Origin of the sequence: Duncaniella freteri (assembly GCF_004766125.1) — a bacterium.
Taxonomy (GTDB): domain Bacteria; phylum Bacteroidota; class Bacteroidia; order Bacteroidales; family Muribaculaceae; genus Duncaniella; species Duncaniella freteri.
This window is the reverse complement of the sequence record NZ_SJSA01000001.1, coordinates 40,958-64,987: the sequence shown is the minus strand read 5'-3', so window position 1 is coordinate 64,987 and position 24,030 is coordinate 40,958. Positions and strand designations below refer to the sequence as shown.

Here is a 24,030-nt window from a genome sequence, read left to right as displayed (position 1 = left end):
TGTTTTTAGTTGTGATACCCTAATATTGCTCCGATGTATAGTCTATCGCCCTTTTTCAGTCGCGCGATAATATCCATTAGGTCAGCGGAGCGTTCAGCCGTGCCTGCACCACCATAGAACTCGGTCACGAAAAGAGCGTCAACGCCAAGCGGATTGATAATGGCTTTTTTCAGTTGCCCTATTGGTCCGTTCCATTTCATCACGTTTGCAGGGGTAAGTTCGGCAGAGATAGCCTTGATGTTGTCGAAATGGGATTTTCGCCATATTGCGAAGCCACCATTGTAGGTAAGGGTGCTTTCTTCGATGGGCGTAAACATACCTTTCGGCAGTATATGTTCAAGAAGAAAACGGATGTCGAACTTGCGTCCGTCCTCGGAGTTTTCGTACAAATAGGATATAGAGGCGTTTTCTCCTGCCACTATACGGTCGCTGTTCAGATAGTCGTTCTCGGCTATCGGCTCGGTGCTGATTTGATAAATAGTGCTGTGCATAGTCTTTTGGGGTTTGAGCGGTTGTGTATTTTATACTACGGTTTAATTCTTGTGGTCTTGCCAATTTTTGTGTCAGGGTGAACTGGGAACTCCCAGTTCACTTCATCATCAGGTAGAGAGGAATGTATGTCACTGCCTATAACCAATCCGCAGTGTTTTTCAACATACTCCTTTGCCTGTGCCTCGTTTTCAGCCTCTATGTCGAAGAAGCCACTGAATATGTACTTTGTTCTGACTCTGAATTTTGCCATTGTTTTTTGATGTTTAAGTTAATTTTCTCCCTTTTTGTTTGAAGCTCTTTGAGCTTCTCCGGCAGGGCTGGCCGTTTTTCGTGCAGTTCCACAACTGCGGCCAAAAGGTAGGATAAGGCAAGTGTGTAGTCAGCGGCAAGCGAGGGATACCCAAATTGTTCGAGGCACGAGAAGAATTTGTGGAGGCTCACGAGTGCGGACGCCGACCACAAGCGCAGCGTCACTTGACGTTCCTCCCGGACGCAGTAACTTCGCACGCCCAAACGCCTGTCCCTGCCGAGGCTCAAAATCTTCAAGGGAAAGAACCGGCTACCTTTGACTCTTGCCGTTTCAATGTGCCAGCCTTGAAGCGGCCGAAGTCATCGTTTGCAGATTGGTATTCCAAAGAAAGGCGACAACGCGAGAGTCGGGCGAAGGCCTGCCCTCGCTTTGCTCTGGCGTTGTCGCCGCCTCCGGCTTCAGCCGGACATCACATCCAAAATCAGAACTGCCCGAAGCTGACTCGGTGTGAGACATGGAATCAGTCGGGCAAACGGTAAACACCACAAGGCGATGTGCCGTGCCTGTGGATCCGCGAGCCACTGACACGGCTTATCGCCTAATTTTTCATATGATTTGGAAGCAAGCGGTGGCGACAAGCCCTTAATTTTCCAAGTATCGCGTTCGATATATAGGGTTTCCTGAAGAAGATACTTTGGGAACCTATGAGTATAAGCCACCCCACGCTTCGGTATGGGGTGGCTTGCTCAAACATAGGGGCTTGTCGCTTTATGCAACAGCTTCTTCGCAGTACCTTTCTTCTTCGGTCAGTATCGCTTCGGCTTCTTCTTCCGTTGGCTCGTATTGGATAGCCTCGGTCTCTGCCTCGGAAGTGTCGGGAGTGGTATCTTCCGTGGTTGGTTCAGCTTCCGGCATAGGTTCTTCTTGGGGTGCGTCCATGGCTTCCGGCTTGGTTGCTTTGGGTTCGGCATCTTTGGCTAGTAGAGCCTTGCGTTCCTCTATGCGTTGGTGTCGCTTCTCATAAACATCCTTGTACTTGGTTTCGATGTTAGCGAGTTCTTCCGGCATGTGCTTCTTGGCAAATGAGAGCAGTAGGTCGGCGATCGCATTGTCACGATAAGCGCCCTTGAAATTGTCAATCAGAAAATCCCTGCAGATTATCGCCTTTGTTTTGGCGTTAAGATTGGCGATGATTGTCATTTTCTCGCTGTCGCTGAGTGCGAATTGAGATTTGCGGTCTGTAAGTCCGACGGCCTCGTAATGCTCTTTGCGGAGCGATGAGAGCAGGAAGAAATATATCATCTTGTCCTCGTCCTGCGAGAACTTTGTCTCGGTGATGTCGGCTTCGAGAATTATCTTCTTTGTGTCCTCGATAGTACGCTCCACGGCTATCTCTTTATTGCGTTTGTCCTTTGCCTCCAAATTGGCGATCTCGCTATCAACATCCCCCAAATTACCCTCAGCAGTGGGAATGTAGCATAATGTAATATCGTATCGGCCAATACATACATAAAGCGATGCTTTCCCCTCTCTTGCCATATTCTCGATTGTCGCTCGATCATTTTTGCATTTTTCTTTATTCTGTTCGTATTCTTCAACGGCTATGGAATATTCAACATCGGAACTGAAGCAGTCTTGTTCCGGTTGCATTGGCCACATTGGAAATGGGATTGAATTATTCCCTATTTTTTCAACGTCATAGCCGAAGTTTACAAGACGTTCAACAACCATATCGTTGGAATCGTACTCTGTCTGGCCAAATTTTGCCATCGGAAATAACTCAGAGCCGTAAAAAGCTTTGTCAAGAAGATAAGTGGTCTGCTTTTCTCTGAGGCAAGCGGTATTGGCGCAGTTGCCATCGCAACTGCCCTCGCAGAACAGCAGGAGGTTTCGGGTGTTGTGGGGGCATGAGGCACATGCCGATTTGTCGAATTTGTAACGGCTTAAGTCAGTTGTGTAGTTCCGCTCAATGAGCCGTGCCACATTTGAGGCGTTCATAGTTCGCCAATTATTGTGTACCACACCGTCTTTGAGGTGAGAGTTGTAAACATCAGTCTGTACGTCCTTTCCGTAACGGCTTATTTCGGTTGCCACTGCTACCGTGATTTCTTCGGTGTCAATCAGCCGTGCGATTTCGGGTATGAGGGTTGTGAGCTTTATTCGGGTGCGGATATAGTTCTCGCTCTTGCCTATCTGCGTGGCGAGTGTGGCATAGTCGTAGCGTCCGCTGGCGATTGCAGCCTTTAACGTCTCGGCTTCTTCCATAGGCGTGATGTCCTGGCGGTGCAGGTTCTCCGCAATAGCCTTTTGTTCGGCTTCATCATCAGAAAGGTCAGTATAGACAGTTGCCTTGATGTCCTCTTTCCCTGCAATGAGGGAGGCGCGGTATCTTCGCTCGCCATACACGATTTCGTAGCGGTCGGTGCCGGCGATTGGTCGCACACCTATCGCGTGGAGAATACCTTGACGGCTGATAGAGTCAGCGAGTTCGGTGAGGCTCTGCTCGTCGAAATTCTTACGGGGGGTGTAGTTGCTCGGCTGAATGAGAGCGAGGGAGATTGTGGCTTCCTGTACGTTTGCGGTGTTGGTCTGAATTGCTGTTGCTTCCATAATTTGAGGGTTTTAGATGTTTGAGTTTTTTGTTTTTTCCCTTTTGTTTGAAGCCTTGTGGCTTCTCGCGTCCGGGGGATTTTTTCGATACAATCAAGACGGAGGGCACAGGTGGCGCAAGGCAAGTGTGGCAAGTGAAAAAATACGGAATACCCGATTTGGCACAAATCGTGGAAGGCTGCCGGATTTTTTCATACAGCCAAGCCGGAGGCGGTCGCTTGCCGGCGTCACCGGCCGCCGTTACTTCGTAGCGAAAAACCAACGGCCGCAGAAGCCATGGTGAACATTATAAACGGAAATTTTTATGTCTTGGAACCAAGCATGTAAAGTACATCTCCACACAATGTCAAGATAATATAATCAACCTCGGCTCTCACGAGTCGAGGTTGATGACCATGAATCGTCCTAAATGATACTTTAAGGACGCAGAATCTATATATGTGAATTGTTAGGTTTAAGTATCTTCTTTATTGTAGCAAGTATATTACCCTGTATCAGTTTTTCGTACATATCAAGTTTGCCATCAAGTTCCGATAATAATGTCATATTCGGAAGCACAATGGCATGGTTTGCGATATAATCCTCATTATCGGTTGAAGAATTACGTAATACCATAGACCTGAACGGTGTTAAATAAGCTCCACAAAAGCGACGCAAAGACGTTACTTCACAGTATCCTTCAGAAGTCATCCAATGCCGACAAAGTTCATGGACTGAAACATCGTTCAGTTGATTGATAACTGAGTAACGAAAAATGGTCTCATAGGTTCGCATCAACTGGATATTATCGATCACTTCAAGGGAGGCAAAGTATAGCGGAACACATCTTTTATAAGCCAACCAATCATCTTCTTCGATAATCTCAACGTTTTTTTCACATTCATGACACTTGGCATAACGATTTGTTTCTCGATAAACCATTGTGTTCCCACAAAAGAGACATGTTGTAATGCCATTTCTTTGACGGACAGCAAGTAATGGCCGAGTTCTGCTCATAGCCATATGTGCAATCTCGTTATCTTTTTGTGGAAGTGATTTGTTAATCCGTATTACAATTTCCTGAAAAGGGGTATGTTTCATATTTGCATCATTTTGTATTGGCGGCATCCAGCGAGAGTTTGCGGAAGCGTTTTAGCAACGGCTCCAGTTCAAGGGATGCGCGACGTGCGCGGAGTCCCGCGGCCTTGTTGCCCTTGTCGAGCTGAGAGCAGGCATCTCTCTGGAAAGATGCAGTGAGTTTTTCGATCTGATCAAGTAGTTCTTTCATCGATGTATTCAGTTTAGGGATTTATAAAAGAGGTATTTCAAAAGAGTTGACGACACACTGTGCGTCGTGGTCGAGGATAAACCAGTATTCCGAGCGATAGGGAGAGCCGCTTTCCGAAATAGCCTCATACTCTATCTTCACTTTCCAGCCGGAGAACGGCTTGCGTGGAGCGTCTGGTGTCTCGAAGCCTACCATCGAGCGGAGAGCGGACATCGCCGACATCTGGCGGCTGACAAGCTCGGAAACGGCGTTGTCCTCAAAATCGAGGTTCTGAAGGCCGTCTGTCCGGGACATGACCTGTTCGTTGACTTTCATCATCGACATGGCTATCGCCATTTTCTCGTCGTTGTTGATGTAGTTGCGGCCGAACACACTGTCAGGCTTGCTGACCGCTATGACCTTTACCGATTCCGGATTATCCACCGAAGCCATCAGTGCCTTCTCCGCCACCGACTGCGCCCGTTTCGACGGCTGGCCGAAGTAATGGAACGCATATCCTATGCCGCCCCACATAGCCACACAGCTTATGAGCAGTATGGCAAGTTTCGTTCCCGGCTTCATACCTTTATGACTTTTAGTTTGTCGGGAGATAAGCCGAGTTTGCGGCGATAGACAGAGCCATTCTCGCCGAACATCTCGACCTCGTGGGATGTGACACCATCGGCACATATCTCGCGTACTTCATCGAGCGTCATGAGGTGGCCGGCGATATTTCGCCATATCACGAAGTCGCAGGGGCTTCCCTCCTGCCGGTAGTTGGAGCAGTTGAACGCCTTTGCGCCCACGCGGATCTCGCCGCCGCAACGGGGGCAGCGTGCCACCACCGACTCCATTGTGATAGATCCGTCAGCCGACATGACAAGCACGGTCGGAAAAGTCTTCCACTCCTTCGTGGCGAAGCCATCGAGCAGTATGCTACGCTTCTCCAGCAGTTCCGCGACCTCGGCATCTGCCATCTTGCGGTTGCCGATAACCCCGTTGATGAAGAGTCCGCACTTGCCGTCCTCCCCGGTGTTGTTCTCACAGCGGTAACCCTTGCAGGTCTTCACCACATTGCCGCCGCACACAGGGCAACGGCCGATAATCTTTGTTTCTGTATCCATGTAGAAAATGTTGTTGATAGTTCTTTATCTGTAATTTATCGTGTTCCACTCCCACACAAGAGTCTCCGCGATAGCCTTTCCCGACATTACCGAGGCCCAGCCGTCGGGGTCGAGCGAGAACCACAGGTCGTTCCATGAGAGAGTGCGTATCTGCCACGCCAGCAGCCACAGGTCGGTGTTGATTGTCTCCAGACGTGTCACCACCTCGTTTGCCACATAGTACCGCTCGGCGGAGTTGAGCAGATTGACCTTGTGCTTCTCCTTTTTGCCATCTGAGCCTGTGACAGTGTAGCTACCCGACGTGACAAGCTGTTGCATGAAGGGATATAGAGCCGCCATCTGTGCGGCCGCGTCAGTAAGCTCGTCGGACACCAGCACCGCTATGGCCGTACCTTTAAGGTGTCCCGGCACTGATTTACGCAACAGGTCGCAGTTCTTGGGTATCTCCGTAAGCACCAGTTCACCGGCACGCTTTATCTGGTAGAGATTCTGCATGGCACCCTGGGCGTTGGAAAGATACTCAAGCATCTTGTTCTCGACGGAGTGAACGCGGTCGAGGGCTACTGTCACGGCGGCTTCAGCCGCGATGATCTTCTCCTGGGTTGACTTGCGCTTCTTGTGGATATTGTTAAGCTCCACAGTCTGCGCTATCACCGCCGCCGTGAGCGTCGGGTCGGTCTGTTGCGCCATCATGTCCGCTCCCGGAATGACAAGGAGGGATAGTGCGAGCAGGGCTGTTTTCAGTTTGATAGTCTTCATCGGTCAGTCATATTTTTAAGCCGGAGGCGCGTTGCTCGGCGAGGTTATCGTCACGGTCATGTTTGGTAGGGAGTATCTTGATTGAGGAGCGTTTACCCAGCAGGCAGTCGTTCCAGTCCTTGAAGTCCTTAGGCGGCTGCCACTGCCCCATGCGGTAACGTACGGAGATATGCGGTTCAAACTGGGTGTAGGCGGAGCGGTCGGGCGACACCGGAAAACTCTTGCCTTTGGCCTCCACCATTAAGCCCTCCGGCGTCTTGGTGATTTTCAGCGGAATATCCTCGACAAGAGCCATGAGGCGGAGTCCGTTGATGCGTCCGGCAAGGTCGTTGTCGAAGCAGTCGTATGCACGGGCGTTTGGAAAACGCTCCATCACGCCCAGTACCTGACGGTCGGAGAACGTGCCGCCGAGGGAGACAAGGGCGAAGTCCTCGCCTAACCGTGGACGGTTCATCTGGAAGAAAGCCATAGCGTCAAAGGCGGATTCACAGAAGAACACATGACGCACGAGGCCGTTGTTGCCGTGCGACAGGTCGGCAACCCATGCCGCCGTGGAAGAATTGGTGCCGGCGGCCTTTGATTTGTAGCCGCCCATGCCGCGGATCTCATATCCCACAGTCTTGTCGCTCCCGGCTTCCGTGTAGGGGAAGCCGATGTTGTAGCCGTTGAAATTCTCGTTGCGCCTGTCGGACACAAGGGAAATAAACGGGGCGAGAGCCTTGACCGTATCTGCCGACAATCCACGCTGTGCGAACAGCCGGGGGATATTGGCCGCGTCCAGATCCTTGACACGGTAACGCGAAGGGTCGAACACCTGAGGCGCGGATGCCGAGCGTACATAATCCCGGTCGCGGTCATAATCCGGCTCCGGCATATTGGCGAACTGCGCCATCACTTTCGCTATCTTCTGCCATTCGGTAAGCCCGATGACATTGAACGACGAAAGATTCTCGCGTATGAACGACACCACGTCACCCTTTGAGCCGTCCCGCCGGAAGAAAGTCTGCGAAGCCTTGTCGCGGCGGTTGCTGACGATGATGGTGTCGCGCTTGTCGCGTCCCTCGCCCAGCACAAGCTCGATGTACCGGCCCACACCTGCCTTGCGGTCGAGGCGGTAGCCGAGCGAATAGGCGACATCATCAATACCCACACGCGATTTAAGTTCCTTGAACTTGATCTTATAGTCAGCCGGTGCCATAGCTTCAGACGATTGAGAGTGACTTGGAGGCGCGGCGGTCGATGCCGGCTATCTCCGATTCATAATTCTTGCGTATCGCGCTTCCGAGGAATATATCTTTCTCGCGTTGGTCGGTAAGCTGGAAATACATTCTCGCGGTTGAACGCTCGATGGGCTTCATGCCGAGATCGACGCCGTTGTATGAGGCACGCAGGGCGAAGTCGCCTGAGCGGGTCTTGATTATGGCGGCGTTCCTGAACGGGCATATCTCGTCCTCCAAAGGAGCCATCAGAGGGTCGTTCTTAGCCAGATAAGGCTGTTCGCCGAGCGATATGCGCTGAGCGTCCACCCGGTCGAGTATCATTTCCGAAGCCTTGTTGACATCGGCCATCACGGACACGATGAACTTCGGCTCCTGCCGGAGTGCCCCAATCCATGAATCGAGGTAGGCCGCCGAGTTGTCGGTGACTTTGGAGTCGAAGCCCATGGAGTGGCTTATCATGGCCGCTGTAAGCTCGGCCACCAGTTCCTCTTTCGCATATTTCGGGTCACCGAACTTTGCGCCCGCCTCGCGGTTGAGTCTTTCGGGTGTCATGGTGGAGTGCGTCATTTCGTGTAGCATTGTCGAGTAGAACTCCATGCCGTCGCGGTATATGTCCTCTGGAGTCGCGCCCTTGTTGAACTGCTGCTTCATGGGAAGCACGACAATATCACGCGAGGGGGAATAGTACGCGCCTTTCTCCTTGCGGTCGGCCTGTATGGGACAGAGCCATGTCTGTTCGGCAACCATGCGGTCGAGTGCGCCGTGGGCGTACATACCCTGTGTGTCGCGCATTTCAGGCACCTTGAAGCGGTCGAGAAGTTTCTGCACCCTCTCAGGCTGTGCCTCACGGAAATTGGTCTGGTCGATGTTGTAAACAGGGAACGCCTTGACAAAGGGTATCACGTCAAGATTTTTCCGCTCGTCACGGCTCATGGCGCGGTACTCGTCGGAGGATATTCTCTTGCCGTCCTTGTCCCGCACCATCATGTCCCAGTAAATCACCGGAAAGGCTTTCTCTCCTTTGAGGACATGGGCCTTGAAGTTGTGTGCCTGCTTGAATGTGAGGAACACGGGAAGCTCGTAGCCTTGCGCCGCCGTGTGCAGCTGGAGGAAAAAGGAGTTTGAGCCGGAGTAGTTGCGGCCCATGATGTTCTGGGGCAGTCCGGCGGAGGAGGCTCCGCCAATCCAGCCCTTCTCCCAGTCTGAGCCCTTCATCCGCTCCATACGCTCGATCATCATCTGGGCGAAGCGGTCGAGAGCCTGCTGGCCTGAACTGTTGGACGCGCCGTTAGTTCCAGATGCCATAATCCTCGTCGTCTATCAGCTGACGTTCCAGCATGTCGATCTCGGTCTCATCGTAATAGAACTCGGCGGATTCCTCCGAGGGTTCGATGCCGTGAAGCCCGCACCATTCGAGGTAGGACTCCGCGTTGTCGCTTTCAAGCATGAAGCGGAGGAAGCCGATGTTGCCGTCCTGAAGGAGCTGCACAAGCTCGTCATATTCTAATTTTGCCATAGTGGTATTCTTTTAAGTGTTGTTGGGAAACGGTTTTACATTTTCATGGAGGCTGATTTCTCCATAGAGAGCGGAGCGGCGAGTTTTGTGCCTATCTCATCGTTAAGGTATTTCGCGGCTATCTGCTCGCGTGTGGCGGTCTTGGTCTTGAAGAGCGAGTAGCCATCATCGAAGGAGATTTCCTGACGGGAAGAGCGTCCGCGCCCTTCGCCGAGGTCAACCGACACTTTCCACTTGTTGTCCTCCTTATCCTTTGCGACACGGATACCCTTGGGGTCGATGCCCTCCGGGAGCCTGAACTGCTCGTAGTGGGATTGCAGGTGAAGACGGTCGCCGAAGTTGCGCTCCACAAGCTGTCCGGGAGTTGCCACACGGTCAAAGTATGCGTTCAGGTCCTCGCGTGAGGCGGTTGTTGACATCTTCTTGTCTCCAACCTGTGCGTAGAACTTATATTTGCCGTAGTCAGCGCGGGTCTCGTCGGTCTCCTTATAGACATTGAACTTGTCGATAGTCAGGTTGCCCTCGGGGCCGGGCAGCACATTCGCCACCTGATAGGAGACATCGGGCACCCTCGGCATGAGTTTGGTGGGATAGTAGCGTTCCATGAGCTGCGGCACCGTGAGTTCTTTCTGCTGATAGGCGGCGAGGTCGGCCGGATCCATCTTCTGAGGCTTCAGTTGTTCGCCGTTGATTTTGGCTGTGAAATACCAGTCCTCCGGGTTGGTCTTGCTCTGGTAGGCATGGCCGTGTGTCACCTTGTCGCCGTTGACCGTCACCATCTGAGGCTCACGGGGCTTGCGCTCGGCGGCTTCGCCCTGGGTGGCGGATTGGGATTCTGATTTCTTCTCTTTCGGGGTCGTTTCATCGACCGCGCTCTTTGTGGTCTTTACAGGCTCCTCCTGGGGAGTCTTCTCTTTCTTTTTTCTTGGCATATCGGATTCTTTGTTAATGGGTTGTTGTGATGTAGTCTCCCCGTGCTTCGCCTCCTGCTCCTTTTTCTTCTGCTTGGGTTCTTCAAGCTGCTCGCATATAGCCACTCTCATTCCGGCTCTTACAAGCCGTGGCAGATAAGTGTCGAGTGCTTCATGTGGGAAAGATGCCACATCGACATTCTTTTCTTTGCCGACTGTACGCGTGGAGACTGGTGTACCGAGAATTTCCGACACCTTTTTCGCGTCCTGACGGTAGATTTCGTATGTGCTGCCGGTGCGGAAAAGTAGCAAGGCGTCGGGGTGTTTCTCTTTCATGCGGTCGAACTGATCCATTACGGAGAGTTGGCCCGGCTCTTTTTTTCTTGAAGCTGCCATGTGCGTCAGCGTTTGAGACCGGATTTGCGTTCCTCTTTCTGCGTGGGGTCGAGGCTGATGGCACGTTCCTTAGAGTCATGCTCGACAACTTTCCGGTACTCCCAGCGGTTCTTGTCGGTCATTACCAGACCGAGATATTCGGGGTGCTGCTCGTCATAACGGAATTTCTGCTGACGCTCCCACTCCTTGAGGTCGCCTTTTACGATCTTGAAGCCCTGAGGTTCCTTGAGGTCGATGCCAACCGATACCTTTTCGCCGCCTACCGACAGTTCCACCGGTTTGCCTTCGCGTGCCTGCTGTTTCTGTTGGGAGCCAAGCTCGATGTCGTTGACCTTTTCCATGTCCTTCAACTTTTGCTCAATCTGCACCTCGGTTATGCGGCGGTGGATGATTGACTTCGTTTCCGGGTCGAGCTGGAGATACTGCTGAGTCTTCTCGCCGTTGATGTCGATGGCTTTCTGCAACACGTCGCCACGGCGCAGTGCGTCAAGTTCCTGTTGCGACAGGCGAAGCTCGTTGTTTCTGTCAACAGACAGTTCACGCTGCACGGGATATGCGATCAGCGTGGGGTTGCCGTCCTTGTCGGCGGCGAGCTGGAGTTTGAGGGGTAATGAGATAACCATGCCATTCCCGGTGTCGATAGACACCTGCAAAAGAGGCGTGACCTCCCCCTGCATCAGTTTTTGCTTCACGTCCTGCGGAAGCATATCAGCTTTCTCCCTGTCGATACCCAAAAGGGCGAGTTTTTCATAAGGGAGCGTGTCCTGCTGATTTTTGTTCGGAATTTCCATGTCAATGAATTAGAGGTTATAAATTTGCGGCGTAACCGCTTGTCGGCCTCAAAATTATCCCCACATGATTGCTAAATTTGAAATTCCGAACATTTTTGTTGCGATGGCTTGTGCAGTTTTCTGTTCACAGTATGCCGCAGCCCAGTTTTACACCGTCACAAAAGATTCTCCTGTGACGGTTGAAATGCACAAGAGAGAAGTATATAGCACTGACAATAAGAGTGATAGCGCAACGCCTCAAATATCATCAATCCCGGAGACGGTTATTGGCGTAAAAAATATGCCACAAACGCTATCTGCAAGCATTGTCACCACATCAAAGTCACATTTCCAGCAAGCACCCGTCAGTTCCGGACTACCGGATCTGACCATTCCAAACCTGATTGCCGAGATTGAAAAGAACGGCATAAAATATCCAAAGATAGTATTGGCACAGGCAATACTTGAAACAGGTTGGTTCAAATCCCCGGTCTGCCGAAACAAGCACAACCTTTTCGGGCTTACCAATCCACGCACAGGCAAATACTATGAGTTTAACCACTGGACTGAATCTGTCAAAGCATACTACACAAAAGTACAGTACCAATATAAGGGAGGAAATTATCTGCTGTGGCTGAAAAAGATTGGCTACGCTGAAGATCCGGGCTATATCCGTGCCGTGATTAGGGTGCTTCGACAACTAATCGAGTAGGAGGTGAACACTAATTGAGGTGTTCACCTCTTTCGTGTTCACTTGTCCTCTCACACCACCGTACAAGCGGTTCCGCATACGGCGGTTCCGTGCTTTACCGACTTTGTTTATTCTCGACTCGGTGTCTCGCGTTGTCTTTGGCGCAATTAAGGTATCGTCACTTCTGCCTATTGTCGGTTTCCGACCTATCGTCCGGCAGTTAGCTCCTCTTCGGACATCTGACTACTAAAGACCTTTAACCAAACCATCAGTTACTGCTTGACTGCACGGTTCAGTCCTTCCCAAACCAACCCGTGGTTCGGTACTATGACCTCTGCTGACTTCTCACGGCAAGCTTTACTCCGCAGTTTTGAGTAATTGGGTCGCAACTGCGTCCGTGAGACCTCCCCGATTAAGAGCATAATCTTTGACACTTATACCTGCTTGATTTACGCCACTCGTTCCGAATAGCTATCGGGCTTTGACTTCTTTAGCAGTCTTACCCACGAGCAAACGCCTTGATATCAAGTTTCTGTACGTCAGGCCAGTGCTTTGCCGCTGACTTCCTTCACACCCAATGTCGCCATTGGCAGCTTGTCTTTGGCTGTACGCTTGCCGCTATTAGGCCGCGTTAGGGACTTGCACCCGTTAGATTATGCCCATGTCGGGCGAACTAAAATGACAAAGGCAACCACTTTTGGTTGCCTTTGTGAGTTATTCTGATAACCTGTTATTTAAGTTGTGCTTTTACAAGGTTTGCGATAACTTGTGAGAATTGTGAAATGTCTCCGTTAACGCTGGCATTTTCAAGAGCCTTCATATAATCGGCTCTTAATTCCACAGGGACGATAGTCCAGGGATAGCCACCGGATGCGAGCATGGCATTAAGTATAAAACGGCCCATTCTCCCGTTTCCATCCATATAAGGGTGTATGAAAACAAATATGAAATGACCAAGTATTGCACGAACACGTGCGTCCGGTTCTTCAGACATTAGATTAAAAAGTACCGGCATTGTATCAGCGACAGCCTCAGGGTTTAGCGGAATATGTTTAGACCCTCTGATATATACTTGACTCCTGCGATAGCCTATAAGGTCCGAGGCTTTCAAAATACCGGTGGTTACAAACGGCATCCACATCTGTCTATACCAATGGCTATGATCATTGCTGACAACATCACCGGCGTGGTTGCCTTCAAGAATTTTCTTTATTGATTCCTTTACAGCATTGAACGCTTGATAATATCCACGCGCTACAAGTGCACGCTTATGCTCCTTATCTTCTTTATCCGGTTGCCAGTTCCCGGAACGTACTTTCTCTATAAGTTCCTTTGATACCTGATACCCTTCTATTGAAAGAGAATGGTATGCATCTTCCAGATACTTTTCGTCAACATTGCGAATATAGTTCTGCATATCAACTGAATTTTCAGGCTTAAAAGGGAAATTTTCAATAACCTGCTCACGCATATTTGCCCACATCTGCCGTATTCTCGCTGCATAAGGCGATATTTCAGGTCTATATGGAGTTGTGCGAACTGAGATAAATGGGTCTGTCTCCATGACCTTATACCCAAATTCTTTCATTGTCCTGAGTATTTCATCTGCAAAATCAGCCTGACCATTATTTCGGAAAGCTCCGGCCAGCCGACCGGCGCGGGTAGTCGCTCCAATCTCTACAAGATAACGTAAAACATCTGACGTATCTTTAACCATCGAGAGACAAGTTCTGGCAGAAATCTCGTCTCGCTCGAAATATGCCGGTGAAGCATAGATTAAGGCTTCCTCTAATGAATAAAGCCTTAATTCGTATTGAGGTTCAACATAAGAAACGGCAGGAATTTCACTTTTGATAGACAGGATGGAATGACCATAAGGTAAATTTACTGTATTGTTAGATGCTTGGGGGGCCTTTATAACCAATTGTATTGGAACAGTAGTCTTTCCTGAAAGAATATCAAGGGATTGATCCGGCATCAGAATCCAATCATCATCAAATCTTGAATTGAGATAGGCTTTTATAAAATGCCAATATGATGTGTACCATACAGTCGTATCTCCCTCGCTGCCCGGACGAGAAGGTATGTACCAACCTTTCATAACCTCCTGCAACCATCCATTATCCAATAATCGCTTAAGATGAACGCGAGATAACTGTTCTGTACCTTTTAGTACAAGGTTAGGATTCTGTTGTTGCAGAATATGTAGCTGTTCAAGTGAGTCAGCCATAAGCTGTTCAATAGTCGCCATAACGATATTATTTATATGATTGGGAGATATTCTCGTTTTTATGGAGTAACTGTTACTCGTGATTATTGAGTTAGTGTTGCTCGTTTTTTGCTGAGTTAGAGTTACTCGTTTTTGTTGCAAATGTAATGATTTTATTTGACGTGTACAAAATAATAATCCTCGTTATTCATTGATTGCATGGTATAATATAAATAAAGACAATAGCGTTATGATGGTAATTTTGCATAATTACCGTCAGAACACTTAATAATATTAACAATTACTATAAGTTAATCAATACAATAACCAAATTAACATCAGATGTGCCGGGTATATGGCGTAGAAACTGTATTTGGCCGGTTTGCTTCTTATGAAGCCGCGGGTGCCGTCATATAGGAAAATTATTCCGGAGGCGAGCAACGCACCGGCTATGCCGTAGTGAGCCATCAAAGGAAACGTGAATATAATCTGAAGAATAGCCTGAGAGGGAAAATGTGTCGATGAACGCTCCAACCACGGGCGTATGGTCTGGTGCCGGAGGATGTAGAACACTGCTATCATCAGAACACCGCGCCAGTCATAATCCGTTCCGAGCCACCATGCCAGAACAGCGATACCTGCAATACCGATGAAAGACAGCGGCCCATGTTCACACATACGGTCGAATATGGCGAGTGCCACAACTCCGAGGGAGAGAGTGAACATGACATTATGCGTATCGTCCGCTCCGTTGAGCAGATACCACGGCAATTCACTGACTGCACCGGCAAGCAATAGTATCAGAAAATATCTCATGCGGTCGCGGCTATGCGCGAACCCCTCGGCGACAAGGAAAGCGAACACAGGGAACGCTATCCTGCCGAAGCATCGCAGACAGTCGTACATCGGAGTGCCCGGCTCCATAAGGAAGTAGGCGCAATGGTCGGCCACCATCGAGAGAATGGCGATAATCTTCAACGCACTTCCGGATAAGCGGAGCGAGAGGGGAACGGATATTTTGGCGGTGGTTTCCATGATAAAAAATGTGTTATTCAGTGCCAAGAAGTTCCTTAACCATATCGGCCACCTCCTGGTTAACACGCTTGAAATTGCGGTTGAGCATAATCTCCTTCTCTCGCTCACTGTCGAAAGAATAGATTTTAGGCAACTCCACATAGTTGGATTCCTCCTCCTTGATACGTGCCATATCGAAGTGCGTCTTGCAGAAATACTTGGTTGTCTTGAACTCCTCGGAGTCCTCGATGTCGAAATGCGACAGCATTTTTTCATCGGTGGCCGTGAAGTCACGTGCCGCCTGACCTGCAAGCCAGCCCGTAGCCATGTCAGCGATTTTCGCCGCCGGAACGAGATAGTCCATCTTCTCGGAAATGGAGGTTGAGATTTTCTGGTCGTTTATGGTGATTGATGTCGATGTCTGCTTTGCTTTACCGAAAACATCATTCTGCGCCCATTCAAGAGTCTCCTTGTTTCGTGCCGCACCCATGAATATGTTACCGCAGGTCGTGATAATCTTCTGCATACCCACCTTGCCATAGTCAGCCTCCAACTGCGGAAGCTCCTGAAAACCGAGGGTCACGGCAACCTTGTTGCTTCGCGCCGTGCCGATCAGTCGGTCAATCTTGTGGAAGTACAGCGTGGGAAGCTCGTCAACGATGATACTGACAGGGATGTTGCCTTTGGAATTGACACGGGTTATCAGACGGTTAAGCACAAGAGCGTTCAGAGAGCCGATGACCTGTTCCTTTTCGGGGTCGTTGGCAATCACAAGATAGCTCGGACTCACCGGGTCGGAAATCTTCAAGTCAAAATCATCGCCGGTGAACACCCAATAGGCTTCAGGAGATACAAGGCGTGCGGCATTTACGCGGAGAGTACCCACCATACCTTCAAGCTGGTCGTTGGCTTTGTTTTCGTATGCGGACTTGAAGGGAGCCATCAGCGAGGCTATCTTATCGTCCATCATCAGAATGTCGAACACCTCGGAATACTTGCGTCCAAGGAACGACAGCACATGGGGCATATCCGAAAACTCACCTGTGATAGTGTCCGGCTCAACCTCGTTTCCGTTCTCGTCCTCATACCAACAGCGGTCAATCAGTATCAGCTTACCCATGCGGTCGATATAGGAGAAGCCGTTAAGGTCAACGAACATCTTGTCCTCGTCGGTGGATACGTCGCGTCCGTTCTCGTTCACGAAGTCAAGCATGACCTCGCCGTTCTCGTCCAGAGCGTTGAAATCGTCCCAGTTGCGTATCACAAGCTCCAATTTCTTGCCCTCATGCGATATATAGCGTTTCAGTTTTTTCCCTTTCAGAAAACCTGTCGGGTGGAAATTCACAAAGAAATAGATGATCGCCGCGAGAAAATTCTCGGCCGAGTTGGTGAAGAAAGCCTCCGAGCCGCCCTTTTTCTCACCACCGCCCTTGTTGAGCGAGGCAAGAAGCGTGGCTGCCGTCTCCGAAGCCGCCGCGAGGTCGGGAATGTATTTACGCTGGATTGGATTGATACGGTTGGAATACTCCACATCGGTAAAATTGACTATGCGGAAACCGCAGCCATTCGGCAGATTACCGTAGTGTAAGTTCTTGCAATACTGATAGAAAAGCGTCTTGGCAAGCGTCGGGAACTTATAGTCATATACCATCATGGCGAAGCCCTTTCTTGCGTGCTGCCTAATGAACGGATCTATGATGCCGAAAGACTTGCCGGAGCCGGGAGTACCCAACACAATCGTTCCTCGGAACGGATTGATAATGTTGATGTAGCCGTTGTGCATACGCTTTTTCCAGTAGAATATCATCGGGATATTCACTGAATAAGGGGTATTGGCCTCCTGACGGGACTGTTCAAAAGATTCATTCTCAAAATTAAACCTGTCCTCACCGACCTTGTGGTTGTAATACTTGGCGATACCGTCGAGTCCCTGGTGAACGAGCATGGTGCCGACCACCGAGCAGAAGGCATACAGGACACGGCTTGCCGGGAAGCCGAAGAGCGACATACCCCATGTGCCGTGATGGAAGATGAAGCACAGTCCTACGAGAGTGAGACCTGCAAGCACCGGATATACCACCATAGTCTTCAGATTGAACTTCAATGCCTTTTTCGCTTTGGTGCCGATACATACCACACATATGCAAACAAGTTCGACAACCTTGCACCCGGCCACGGAGTTGAACACCTTGAAGCGTCCGAGCAGGTCGAGTATGAACTGCGTCACGCGGTTGTCAGCCGTGATAGGCAGGTTCATCACGATCTCGATAATCAGGAATATGTAGATACAGCTACGGAAGTAGTTATACATCTGTTGCTGTTCCTTTGTTTCTTCAAAAGCCATAGTCTGGGAACTTATATGGTAGAATTATTGTTTTTGTAATACATTTACACTAACTTTGCAGTATAAAATAATATGGATATGGAAATAGCACTGAAAAAGAACCAGAGCTTCCGCCTTTCCGTGGAACTCATTGACAGATTGAAGCAGCTTGCAAAACGGCAGAACCGCAGCCTTAACAATTATGTTGAGACTGTTCTCCTTGATGCCGCATACCACGAACCTAATGCTGTCACACTTGAGGCAATGGAAGAGGCGGCAAGCGGTCGTCTCCGCAACGAGCCTGCCCTGAATCTTTCCTCGGTTGAGGCGATGGAAAAATCCATGGGATTATGAAAAAACTAAAACCCGGCAGTCAATACAAGAAAGACTACAAGCGTTTCCGCAATAATCCGAAAAAGGTTGAAAAACTGTTCAGGATTCTGGAGTTGCTACAAAATGAGGAGCCGATACCGGAAGAAAACCGTCCTCACCCTCTGACGGGGAATTATGCCGGCCACATGGAGTGCCATATAGAAGGTGATTTCCTTTTGATATGGTTTGACCCGGACACAGATGAGATCAATCTTGTGCGTCTCGGCTCCCATTCGGAATTGTTCGGCTGATTTCAGAAAGGTATCTTGAATCCGAGCATGAGGCCGTTGCGGAACGTGTCGCCATGCAGGAAATTCACATTATTCTTCTGTATGATCGAGAACTCGCATCCGTTCTGAAACACATAGTTGTATTCAAAGCCTCCCTCGATACCGATGAAAAACTTTCTCTCCACCGCTCCGAACTGAGGGCCGAAGCGGACACGGAAGCTGCCGTTCTTGTAACGGTGCAAACGGTGTTTGTAGATTATGCCCCCGTCCCAGTAATAACCTTTCCAGAACTGACCCTCGCCCGATTTCCAATGATTGCCAATCTCGCCATAGACCTCCACGGCGTTGCCGTAGGTGAACGACCTCTCGTAGCCAACGGTGGCGTTGAGAGTTGACGGGAACAGGAAGCCTGCGTTGACGGCTATCTTGTTTTCCTGCGCGGTGGCCGTGAGAGAAGCCACCGCACAGATGATTGCGAATAGTGTCTTTTTCATAGTGCCGGATTATTTGTAAATATGGGGTGAATAGTTGAACGGCAGATTTTTGAGTATGTCGGAGTCGAAGCCGTCGGCGTTGAGAATGTCGTCATACTCCACGGTAAGGGTTATGACACGTCCGCTTATCTGGTTCTCGGATATTTCGATGCGGAGCACCTTCTCGTCTGGGAAAGTCAGCTTGTCGAGCACAAGCACGTTGCGGTAGTTCTTTTTGAACTTCCTGGCAAGGTTCAGCGAATATACCGGCGACAATTCCACCGTCTGCGAGTTTGTGGCCTTGACCTCCTTCTTGTCAGTGAGCTTCACTCGCACCTCGGCGATGTCGTATGCTATCTTCGTGCTGTTCTGAAGGGAGTAGTCGATGAAGAAATAGTTGCCTATCGAATAGATGTTGTTGACAATCGCCTTCATGCCGTTGGCTTTGGAGACCACCTGATTGTATTTTCGACCGCTGCCATATACGGCCCAGGCATAACGTGCCATTTCCGACTGAGGCATGGATACCTCCGGATTGATGTATGAGTCCAATCCGGCGTATGGCACACGGTGGATAGAGGCGGCACGCGAAGGGGCGGCGGTATATACCACATCGTACTGTGCCAGATGCCGCTCGCCGATGAGTGTGAGAGTACCCATCAGCTCACCCTCGCGGTAGTGGGCGGGTACAGAGTCAGCCTCGATGAACGGCTTGATACGCACTATGTTGTCGGCACACTGGTTGCCGATAATCTTAGTGGTGGATAAGTCCACCATCTTGATATTCTCAGGCATGACGATATGTGTTGTCACTTCCGAGTTGACAAGGATCTTCTCTTTGGCTGTCGCCGGGATTGCGACGGCGCATAGCGCGAGGGTCGCTGCAATAATTTTATCTTTCATAATGGGTTGGTTGATTACCGGTTAATATGCTTCCTCTGAATTGATAAGGTAAACGATAGTGTTGTATTTGATTTTCGCCTTGTTCTTGCGGATATTGGCCGACACAGCGGAAGTCGCGGAGTTATACATATTCTGGAGAGCCTGCAAAGCGATGGCCTCGCCTGATATTCCGGAGCCGTAGCCGCTCTCCGACTCAAAGCTGATATTCTGCTGCACTGTGCTGGTACCCGCCTCTTTCATAAAGTCGCGGAAAGCGGACTCCGGGACATAGAAGCCCTCCATGCCGTCGTTGTCGAACACCGACAGGTTCACTTTCAGGAACTTTCCGCCTACAAGAATGGAAGTGATGGCGGCGCGGACACGCTGTTGGCCGAAGCCGGTGACGGTGCCGTACAGGTATGTGCCCTTTGCAAGCCTCACATCATGTATGGTCACATCATCGAGCAACTTGAAACGTAGCCTCGTGCCCTCGTGCGCCTTTGTTGTCTTGTCGATCATGGCACGGATAAGCGGAGCATCGACATTATCGGCCGAACTCCCCACGGTATTGAACTTGTCGGCATTGGTCTCCCGTGATTTAAGCACCAGCAGGGGGCGGTTCTTCTCACGCTCGATCTCACGCACTCTTGCTATGGAGTCGGCCCGGTGCTTGCGCATGGCTTCCTCCGGGTCGGGCTGTCCTATGCCAAGTCCGGCCTCAATAGCTTTCTGACGCTCGTAGCTGCGCTGCTGTATCGCCTCAAGGTCGCGTGCATATTCGCTACGGGGGTCAACGGCAGGTTCATAGTCGGCAGGATTATAGCCGTCGCCGTAAGCGTATGAGTTGATATGCCGGCGCGATTCAGCAAGGGAACGCTCCAGTTCCTCCAGCTCCTGCTGCTGACGGATACGCTCGGCCTCGGCCGCGTCGAGACGGTTCAGCTCGTCTTCGGTGTAGCCGTGTTCAAGAGCCTCGCGTTCCTCCTGTTCCTCGCCGAGCGCACCCACGGCGGTAAAGGCGTCCTCGTCACCGAAGCGGCGTGACATCTCGAACATCTTGTCACCGGGAGCCTCGGCGTTGGCCTCCGGCAGAGTGGAGTTGATACGGTCTGTCGCCACGGCCTGAGGGTCATCGCCACCACCGCCGAAAGTCTCCATTGCGAAATATATCAGCGCACACAGCGGCACGAAAATCACCGCAGGGAAGATATACTTCGGTTGTCTGAAATTAATCTTTTTCATTGTTATCGTTATGTTTGAGGGATTTTACAATCTGTTCAAGCTGCCTGTACCGGCGTATTATGCCTATTGAGTCGTCATGGCTCTTGTGTGGAATGGCGATAAGGGAGTCAAGTTCATGCTTGACCGCCTGACCGTCACCTGTTATCTCAATGAGCCGTCGGCGTTGCGCCTCCTTGTTGGCCTGAATGGTGCGGAAGCCGCTGAAGATAGGCTCGACCTTGGCGATGGATTGCAGTTCCGGCTCCTGAGATTCCATCCGCGCCCCGGTCACTATGATATCGCACAATAGTATCATCAGCAGGGAGCCGACGACATAGCCGAAAGTCCGGCGAGGGTGTCGCATGGCCCATGAATTGGCCTTCCTTATCCGGGCGGCCAGACGGTAGCGTGTGCCTATGGCACCCATCTTTGGCCGGAGCCATGAGCGTATCGCGCCATGTGCTTTCCTCCGGTTGTCTCTGAAAGTTTGTCTTAGGGATTTCATAAGTCAGGTTTTAATAGTCAAGGTCTTTGTTTTCAAGAGTACGCCAGTTGGTTATCATCAGTCCGTGGGGATTGTTCTGGGTACGTGGCACATTCTCCACATAGCCGGTGGTGAGCATGGTGCGTTTGAGATCGCGCGTGCGCCTCTTGATAATCTGCGTCCCGTAGTAGCTGAACTTGCGTGTATGCTCGTCGAACTGGATAGAGTCACAGATTATGGTGCAGACAGCCGAAGATGATATGATGTCGGAATAAAAGCCGTTCTCATCAAGGGCCTGCTTCTGCTTCAGGGCGGTGCCGTCAGCCATATACATCGCCTTGCCGACAGTCCACTTGATATAGTCGTTGTCGGGAGGGAGATTGAAAAAATACTGGTGGAAATTTTCGATATATCCATGCTTAGCATTGATTATCAACGGGTAACAAATTGTTATTTTTGAGTGGGTAACAAAACAGCCCCGACGGAGGTGTTTTATCGGCATTGTTGGGAATGTATCGGAACAGAGCATATTTAGGCTGATCATTGTTTTTGTTACTTGTACAATCATTACCATTTGAATTTGCGTGAGAGGTAAACGATGGCTGCAGTGGAGACAAGCCAGAAGAAGAAAGTCGTCCCGATTATGCCTGGCAGTGTTTCCGATACATTGGGCTGACAGGAGGCATAGACTACCAATGCAAAGAATATGAGCAGCCATATCAGCGTGTCAAATGCCACATAGAACACAATACTTGGAAGGGAAACTCGTTGCCTGTTGTCAATCCGGTCAACCGTGGGCTTGACCCCGGCGATGAAAGATCTCGTCATTTCGCTGACGGTCTTCTTCATGCCGTCGTTTACCGAAGATGAGAATTTTTGAGCGTCCAGTTTCAACAGTGCATTATCCAATGCTTCTATAATGTTTGGAGCCTCCTTTACGAAGATTCGGATCTGTCCGGCAAGATTGTTTTGCGCGGCGATTTCGTTCTGTCGCAGTTCATCGTTCCTTTCGTCAGCCCCGGCTTTGTTGACCTCCGATATGTCGAATTTTTTGAGTGCCATAATTCGTGCTTATCTTCTGAATCCTCGTTTTCTTACAATTCCTATCTTGGAGCGGGCTGCCTCGGCACAACGACGGGCACGGGCGATCTCTTCCTCCAGGTCGTCGCGCTTCCTCGGAAGGTCGTTGCCCGATGACCCACCGCCACCTGAAACGTGGGCCGGTGCGTTGAGAAACGCCATATAGCCCATAGCCACGGCGAAATGGTAGCACGCTTCGTTGATAAGGTCGACCCAGTTGTCCACCTCGTTGCTGTCGAACTCGTTATCAAACATCTGCATGACCTGTTCGGGGATAAAACGGGTGTAGGAATTGCCTTCATGCTCGAAATTGACTCGCCGGGTATCAGGTCTGTAAGCGGTATAGTCGGGTCGATTATAGTATTCCTCGCTGTCGGCTTTTGTCTGCTGTCCATGCGTCGGGTGCAGTTTATTCCATGTTGCTTCAAGTTTGGATGCCATGAGGTTGCGACCCTTGCCTAACTCGGATGCCTTGAACTTCGCATTTCCTTTTTTCAGTATATATCCTCGGATTACGCCTTTCTCATCAGTCCTTACCTTGAAACTATATCCTTTCGCCTCAAGCCGGGCGAAATAATCGTCAATCGACCATTCACTCATTCTGTACAGGACATCGAGACAGTCGCGGCTGACAGACTGACGGTTTATGTCGTGGATATTGGCCGCTGTCTGCCAGCCCCGTTTTCTCGCGACACGTTCCGCCGCCCGTTGTGCCCGCAAATGGATGTTGCTGTCGTTGTTGATGTTTCCGTCTTCGTCAAGACGGCTCACTATCGCGTGGAGGTGCGGAGTCCCGCTGTCGGATTCAAGGTGCAGCCACACGGTTGACTTGCTTCCTGCGAGATTGGTTCTTGGAGAGAGCAAGCGGCCTTTCCTGTCTTTCATCTCCTGACGGTCAAACTCCGTGACGAAATCCTGCCAGAGCTGTTTCCAGTCCTCCGGCGTGAAATCACGTGTATGTTCCACCGCCGGGCTTATCTCTATCCTTATGAGGTTGTTCTTCATTCGTGGACGGCACAAGGAGTCCAGCTTTACCGAGTTCCATATCCCCAAAGGGTCTATGCCGGGAGGGAGAAGGCTGTCGCAGATGTGAAATATATTCTCCAGGTGCTTCTTGTTCGCCGACACGCCTGTTATGTAGTTCAGCGCGTTTATGCCGTGCGATATTGATTTGGCTTTCGCTATCATGTTTTCAGTTGTCTTTATTCTTTCTGGTTGTCCTTATCCTGATTCTGCCGCTGCTCGTAACGACGTTAATAAACTCGGTGACGGCATTGGTAATAGGCACTACCTGCTTGTACCAGTCGAGCATGAACGACACCTTTTGGAAAAGCCGTATTCTCTCGTCATGCCCCATTCCGGCGAGTGCATTGGCGAAGTTGAGAATGTCCAAGCGGCATCCGTCAAGGTTGCGCAGCAATGCCTTTTCCTCGGTCGTCAGTGCCGACGGCGGCTCATAGCCGAGTGCCCTATGCCTCATGTAGTCGCTTGGAGTCAGTCCGCATCCTCCGGCCATTTCGTGTATCTTCCGACGCTCGGCGGCTGTCATCTTTGTGGTGACTGTGCAGGAGCGCACGGCCTCTGGCGGCAGCTTCTTTCGCTTTGTCTTTCCGGCGTTCTTGTCGGGGCTGTTATCTGTATGATTCATATAAGCGGATATTCGGTGATATGTAAAACTGATTATCGGGTGCGAGCCTGCGAGCGGCCATGACCCTGACCGCAGGGAGGGCGAGGCGTTTTGGTGCAACCGGGCGGAG

The 24,030-nt window shown here is 50.5% G+C and carries 28 protein-coding genes; 4 read left to right on the top strand and 24 right to left on the bottom strand.

Annotated elements, in window-relative coordinates:
- Nucleotides 1-5: 5 nt before the first annotated feature.
- Both EZ315_RS00430 and EZ315_RS00425 read right to left on the bottom strand, forming a co-directional pair.
- Nucleotides 6-491, bottom strand: coding sequence for a hypothetical protein (locus tag EZ315_RS00430; RefSeq protein WP_135469591.1), 486 nt, complete (start codon nt 489-491; stop codon nt 6-8).
- Nucleotides 492-526: 35 nt separating this feature from the next.
- The gene (locus tag EZ315_RS00425) at nt 527-742 is read right to left on the bottom strand and encodes a hypothetical protein (RefSeq protein ID WP_135469588.1); all 216 of its coding nucleotides are present in this window, start codon (nt 740-742) and stop codon (nt 527-529) included.
- Between the two features lie 155 nt (nt 743-897).
- Between EZ315_RS00425 and EZ315_RS00420 the strand changes: the two genes are divergently transcribed.
- On the top strand, nt 898-1,281 hold the full coding sequence (locus EZ315_RS00420; RefSeq protein ID WP_135469585.1) for a hypothetical protein: 384 nt from the start codon (nt 898-900) through the stop codon (nt 1,279-1,281).
- Between the two features lie 229 nt (nt 1,282-1,510).
- On the opposite strand, the gene EZ315_RS00415 is transcribed toward EZ315_RS00420, so the two are convergent.
- From EZ315_RS00415 to EZ315_RS00365, 11 genes are all read right to left on the bottom strand, one after another.
- Nucleotides 1,511-3,352, bottom strand: coding sequence for a ParB/RepB/Spo0J family partition protein (locus EZ315_RS00415; RefSeq protein ID WP_135469582.1), 1,842 nt, complete (start codon nt 3,350-3,352; stop codon nt 1,511-1,513).
- Between the two features lie 432 nt (nt 3,353-3,784).
- The gene (locus tag EZ315_RS00410; protein ID WP_135469580.1) at nt 3,785-4,432 is read right to left on the bottom strand and encodes a hypothetical protein; all 648 of its coding nucleotides are present in this window, start codon (nt 4,430-4,432) and stop codon (nt 3,785-3,787) included.
- 7 nt (nt 4,433-4,439) lie between these two features.
- The gene (locus EZ315_RS00405) at nt 4,440-4,619 is read right to left on the bottom strand and encodes a histone H1 (RefSeq protein WP_135469577.1); all 180 of its coding nucleotides are present in this window, start codon (nt 4,617-4,619) and stop codon (nt 4,440-4,442) included.
- Between the two features lie 21 nt (nt 4,620-4,640).
- Nucleotides 4,641-5,180, bottom strand: coding sequence for a hypothetical protein (locus tag EZ315_RS00400; protein ID WP_135469574.1), 540 nt, complete (start codon nt 5,178-5,180; stop codon nt 4,641-4,643).
- A complete protein-coding gene (locus tag EZ315_RS00395; RefSeq protein ID WP_135469571.1) occupies nt 5,177-5,722 on the bottom strand; it encodes a topoisomerase C-terminal repeat-containing protein in 546 nt (181 codons plus the stop codon). Before EZ315_RS00395 ends, EZ315_RS00400 begins: the two co-directional genes overlap by 4 nt.
- A gap of 24 nt (nt 5,723-5,746) precedes the next feature.
- Nucleotides 5,747-6,481, bottom strand: a complete 735-nt coding sequence (locus EZ315_RS00390) for a hypothetical protein (protein ID WP_135469568.1) — start codon at nt 6,479-6,481, stop codon at nt 5,747-5,749.
- Nucleotides 6,482-6,488: 7 nt separating this feature from the next.
- Entirely contained in the window at nt 6,489-7,679 is a 1,191-nt protein-coding gene (locus EZ315_RS00385) for a toprim domain-containing protein (protein ID WP_135469565.1), read from the bottom strand.
- A gap of 4 nt (nt 7,680-7,683) precedes the next feature.
- The gene (locus EZ315_RS00380) at nt 7,684-9,006 is read right to left on the bottom strand and encodes an ArdC family protein (protein ID WP_135469562.1); all 1,323 of its coding nucleotides are present in this window, start codon (nt 9,004-9,006) and stop codon (nt 7,684-7,686) included.
- Entirely contained in the window at nt 8,990-9,217 is a 228-nt protein-coding gene (locus EZ315_RS00375; protein WP_135469559.1) for a hypothetical protein, read from the bottom strand. The genes EZ315_RS00380 and EZ315_RS00375 overlap by 17 nt, the downstream gene beginning before the upstream one ends.
- A 35-nt stretch (nt 9,218-9,252) precedes the next feature.
- Complete coding sequence (locus EZ315_RS00370) at nt 9,253-10,524, bottom strand: MutS N-terminal domain-containing protein (RefSeq protein WP_123397116.1); 1,272 nt, start codon at nt 10,522-10,524, stop codon at nt 9,253-9,255.
- Nucleotides 10,525-10,529: 5 nt separating this feature from the next.
- On the bottom strand, nt 10,530-11,315 hold the full coding sequence (locus EZ315_RS00365; protein WP_123397115.1) for a DUF4099 domain-containing protein: 786 nt from the start codon (nt 11,313-11,315) through the stop codon (nt 10,530-10,532).
- Nucleotides 11,316-11,379: 64 nt separating this feature from the next.
- On the opposite strand from EZ315_RS00365, the gene EZ315_RS00360 reads away from it, so the two are divergent.
- On the top strand, nt 11,380-12,006 hold the full coding sequence (locus EZ315_RS00360; RefSeq protein WP_123397114.1) for a glucosaminidase domain-containing protein: 627 nt from the start codon (nt 11,380-11,382) through the stop codon (nt 12,004-12,006).
- Nucleotides 12,007-12,715: 709 nt separating this feature from the next.
- Here the strand turns inward: EZ315_RS00360 and EZ315_RS00355 are convergent.
- From EZ315_RS00355 to EZ315_RS00345, 3 genes are all read right to left on the bottom strand, one after another.
- Nucleotides 12,716-14,236, bottom strand: a complete 1,521-nt coding sequence (locus EZ315_RS00355; RefSeq protein ID WP_123397214.1) for a Fic family protein — start codon at nt 14,234-14,236, stop codon at nt 12,716-12,718.
- A 273-nt stretch (nt 14,237-14,509) separates the two neighbouring features.
- Entirely contained in the window at nt 14,510-15,229 is a 720-nt protein-coding gene (locus EZ315_RS00350) for a TraX family protein (protein ID WP_123397113.1), read from the bottom strand.
- A gap of 13 nt (nt 15,230-15,242) precedes the next feature.
- Complete coding sequence (locus EZ315_RS00345) at nt 15,243-17,552, bottom strand: type IV secretory system conjugative DNA transfer family protein (RefSeq protein WP_135469556.1); 2,310 nt, start codon at nt 17,550-17,552, stop codon at nt 15,243-15,245.
- 78 nt (nt 17,553-17,630) lie between these two features.
- Between EZ315_RS00345 and EZ315_RS00340 the strand changes: the two genes are divergently transcribed.
- Nucleotides 17,631-17,885, top strand: coding sequence for a toxin-antitoxin system protein (locus tag EZ315_RS00340; protein ID WP_123550349.1), 255 nt, complete (start codon nt 17,631-17,633; stop codon nt 17,883-17,885).
- Nucleotides 17,882-18,154 carry a type II toxin-antitoxin system YafQ family toxin gene (locus tag EZ315_RS00335; protein ID WP_135469553.1) on the top strand — a complete coding sequence of 91 codons (273 nt, stop codon included), beginning with the start codon at nt 17,882-17,884 and terminating at the stop codon, nt 18,152-18,154. The genes EZ315_RS00340 and EZ315_RS00335 overlap by 4 nt, the downstream gene beginning before the upstream one ends.
- Before the next feature lie 2 nt (nt 18,155-18,156).
- Here the strand turns inward: EZ315_RS00335 and EZ315_RS00330 are convergent, their stop codons facing one another.
- From EZ315_RS00330 to EZ315_RS00295, 8 genes are read right to left on the bottom strand one after another with little or no spacing between them, the layout of a single operon-like run.
- Nucleotides 18,157-18,627 (bottom strand): hypothetical protein, encoded by a 471-nt coding sequence (locus EZ315_RS00330; protein WP_135469550.1) that lies wholly within the window; start codon nt 18,625-18,627, stop codon nt 18,157-18,159.
- A 9-nt stretch (nt 18,628-18,636) separates the two neighbouring features.
- On the bottom strand, nt 18,637-19,509 hold the full coding sequence (gene traN / locus EZ315_RS00325; protein ID WP_135469547.1) for a conjugative transposon protein TraN: 873 nt from the start codon (nt 19,507-19,509) through the stop codon (nt 18,637-18,639).
- Nucleotides 19,510-19,530: 21 nt separating this feature from the next.
- Complete coding sequence (locus EZ315_RS00320) at nt 19,531-20,730, bottom strand: conjugative transposon protein TraM (protein WP_135469545.1); 1,200 nt, start codon at nt 20,728-20,730, stop codon at nt 19,531-19,533.
- A complete protein-coding gene (locus tag EZ315_RS00315) occupies nt 20,717-21,214 on the bottom strand; it encodes a hypothetical protein (protein WP_135469542.1) in 498 nt (165 codons plus the stop codon). The genes EZ315_RS00320 and EZ315_RS00315 overlap by 14 nt, the downstream gene beginning before the upstream one ends.
- A 10-nt stretch (nt 21,215-21,224) precedes the next feature.
- Nucleotides 21,225-21,737, bottom strand: a complete 513-nt coding sequence (locus EZ315_RS00310; RefSeq protein ID WP_135469539.1) for a conjugal transfer protein TraK — start codon at nt 21,735-21,737, stop codon at nt 21,225-21,227.
- A gap of 23 nt (nt 21,738-21,760) precedes the next feature.
- Entirely contained in the window at nt 21,761-22,255 is a 495-nt protein-coding gene (locus EZ315_RS00305) for a hypothetical protein (RefSeq protein WP_135469537.1), read from the bottom strand.
- Nucleotides 22,256-22,264: 9 nt separating this feature from the next.
- Entirely contained in the window at nt 22,265-23,461 is a 1,197-nt protein-coding gene (locus EZ315_RS00300; RefSeq protein ID WP_135469534.1) for a relaxase family protein, read from the bottom strand.
- 4 nt (nt 23,462-23,465) lie between these two features.
- Nucleotides 23,466-23,921, bottom strand: a complete 456-nt coding sequence (locus EZ315_RS00295) for a plasmid mobilization protein (RefSeq protein WP_135469531.1) — start codon at nt 23,919-23,921, stop codon at nt 23,466-23,468.
- Nucleotides 23,922-24,030 lie beyond the last annotated feature (109 nt).

What these genes read in the sequence shown, in the direction of transcription:
- EZ315_RS00430 (WP_135469591.1), bottom strand. Translation starts at nt 491, where the DNA reads ATGCACAGCACTATTTATCAAATCAGCACCGAGCCGATAGCCGAGAAC.
- EZ315_RS00425 (WP_135469588.1), bottom strand. Translation starts at nt 742, where the DNA reads ATGGCAAAATTCAGAGTCAGAACAAAGTACATATTCAGTGGCTTCTTC.
- EZ315_RS00415 (WP_135469582.1), bottom strand. Translation starts at nt 3,352, where the DNA reads ATGGAAGCAACAGCAATTCAGACCAACACCGCAAACGTACAGGAAGCC.
- EZ315_RS00410 (WP_135469580.1), bottom strand. Translation starts at nt 4,432, where the DNA reads ATGAAACATACCCCTTTTCAGGAAATTGTAATACGGATTAACAAATCA.
- EZ315_RS00405 (WP_135469577.1), bottom strand. Translation starts at nt 4,619, where the DNA reads ATGAAAGAACTACTTGATCAGATCGAAAAACTCACTGCATCTTTCCAG.
- EZ315_RS00400 (WP_135469574.1), bottom strand. Translation starts at nt 5,180, where the DNA reads ATGAAGCCGGGAACGAAACTTGCCATACTGCTCATAAGCTGTGTGGCT.
- EZ315_RS00395 (WP_135469571.1), bottom strand. Translation starts at nt 5,722, where the DNA reads ATGGATACAGAAACAAAGATTATCGGCCGTTGCCCTGTGTGCGGCGGC.
- EZ315_RS00390 (WP_135469568.1), bottom strand. Translation starts at nt 6,481, where the DNA reads ATGAAGACTATCAAACTGAAAACAGCCCTGCTCGCACTATCCCTCCTT.
- EZ315_RS00385 (WP_135469565.1), bottom strand. Translation starts at nt 7,679, where the DNA reads ATGGCACCGGCTGACTATAAGATCAAGTTCAAGGAACTTAAATCGCGT.
- EZ315_RS00380 (WP_135469562.1), bottom strand. Translation starts at nt 9,006, where the DNA reads ATGGCATCTGGAACTAACGGCGCGTCCAACAGTTCAGGCCAGCAGGCT.
- EZ315_RS00375 (WP_135469559.1), bottom strand. Translation starts at nt 9,217, where the DNA reads ATGGCAAAATTAGAATATGACGAGCTTGTGCAGCTCCTTCAGGACGGC.
- EZ315_RS00370 (WP_123397116.1), bottom strand. Translation starts at nt 10,524, where the DNA reads ATGGCAGCTTCAAGAAAAAAAGAGCCGGGCCAACTCTCCGTAATGGAT.
- EZ315_RS00365 (WP_123397115.1), bottom strand. Translation starts at nt 11,315, where the DNA reads ATGGAAATTCCGAACAAAAATCAGCAGGACACGCTCCCTTATGAAAAA.
- EZ315_RS00360 (WP_123397114.1), top strand. Translation starts at nt 11,380, where the DNA reads ATGATTGCTAAATTTGAAATTCCGAACATTTTTGTTGCGATGGCTTGT.
- EZ315_RS00355 (WP_123397214.1), bottom strand. Translation starts at nt 14,236, where the DNA reads ATGGCGACTATTGAACAGCTTATGGCTGACTCACTTGAACAGCTACAT.
- EZ315_RS00350 (WP_123397113.1), bottom strand. Translation starts at nt 15,229, where the DNA reads ATGGAAACCACCGCCAAAATATCCGTTCCCCTCTCGCTCCGCTTATCC.
- EZ315_RS00345 (WP_135469556.1), bottom strand. Translation starts at nt 17,552, where the DNA reads ATGGCTTTTGAAGAAACAAAGGAACAGCAACAGATGTATAACTACTTC.
- EZ315_RS00340 (WP_123550349.1), top strand. Translation starts at nt 17,631, where the DNA reads ATGGAAATAGCACTGAAAAAGAACCAGAGCTTCCGCCTTTCCGTGGAA.
- EZ315_RS00335 (WP_135469553.1), top strand. Translation starts at nt 17,882, where the DNA reads ATGAAAAAACTAAAACCCGGCAGTCAATACAAGAAAGACTACAAGCGT.
- EZ315_RS00330 (WP_135469550.1), bottom strand. Translation starts at nt 18,627, where the DNA reads ATGAAAAAGACACTATTCGCAATCATCTGTGCGGTGGCTTCTCTCACG.
- traN (WP_135469547.1), bottom strand. Translation starts at nt 19,509, where the DNA reads ATGAAAGATAAAATTATTGCAGCGACCCTCGCGCTATGCGCCGTCGCA.
- EZ315_RS00320 (WP_135469545.1), bottom strand. Translation starts at nt 20,730, where the DNA reads ATGAAAAAGATTAATTTCAGACAACCGAAGTATATCTTCCCTGCGGTG.
- EZ315_RS00315 (WP_135469542.1), bottom strand. Translation starts at nt 21,214, where the DNA reads ATGAAATCCCTAAGACAAACTTTCAGAGACAACCGGAGGAAAGCACAT.
- EZ315_RS00310 (WP_135469539.1), bottom strand. Translation starts at nt 21,737, where the DNA reads ATGATCAGCCTAAATATGCTCTGTTCCGATACATTCCCAACAATGCCG.
- EZ315_RS00305 (WP_135469537.1), bottom strand. Translation starts at nt 22,255, where the DNA reads ATGGCACTCAAAAAATTCGACATATCGGAGGTCAACAAAGCCGGGGCT.
- EZ315_RS00300 (WP_135469534.1), bottom strand. Translation starts at nt 23,461, where the DNA reads ATGATAGCGAAAGCCAAATCAATATCGCACGGCATAAACGCGCTGAAC.
- EZ315_RS00295 (WP_135469531.1), bottom strand. Translation starts at nt 23,921, where the DNA reads ATGAATCATACAGATAACAGCCCCGACAAGAACGCCGGAAAGACAAAG.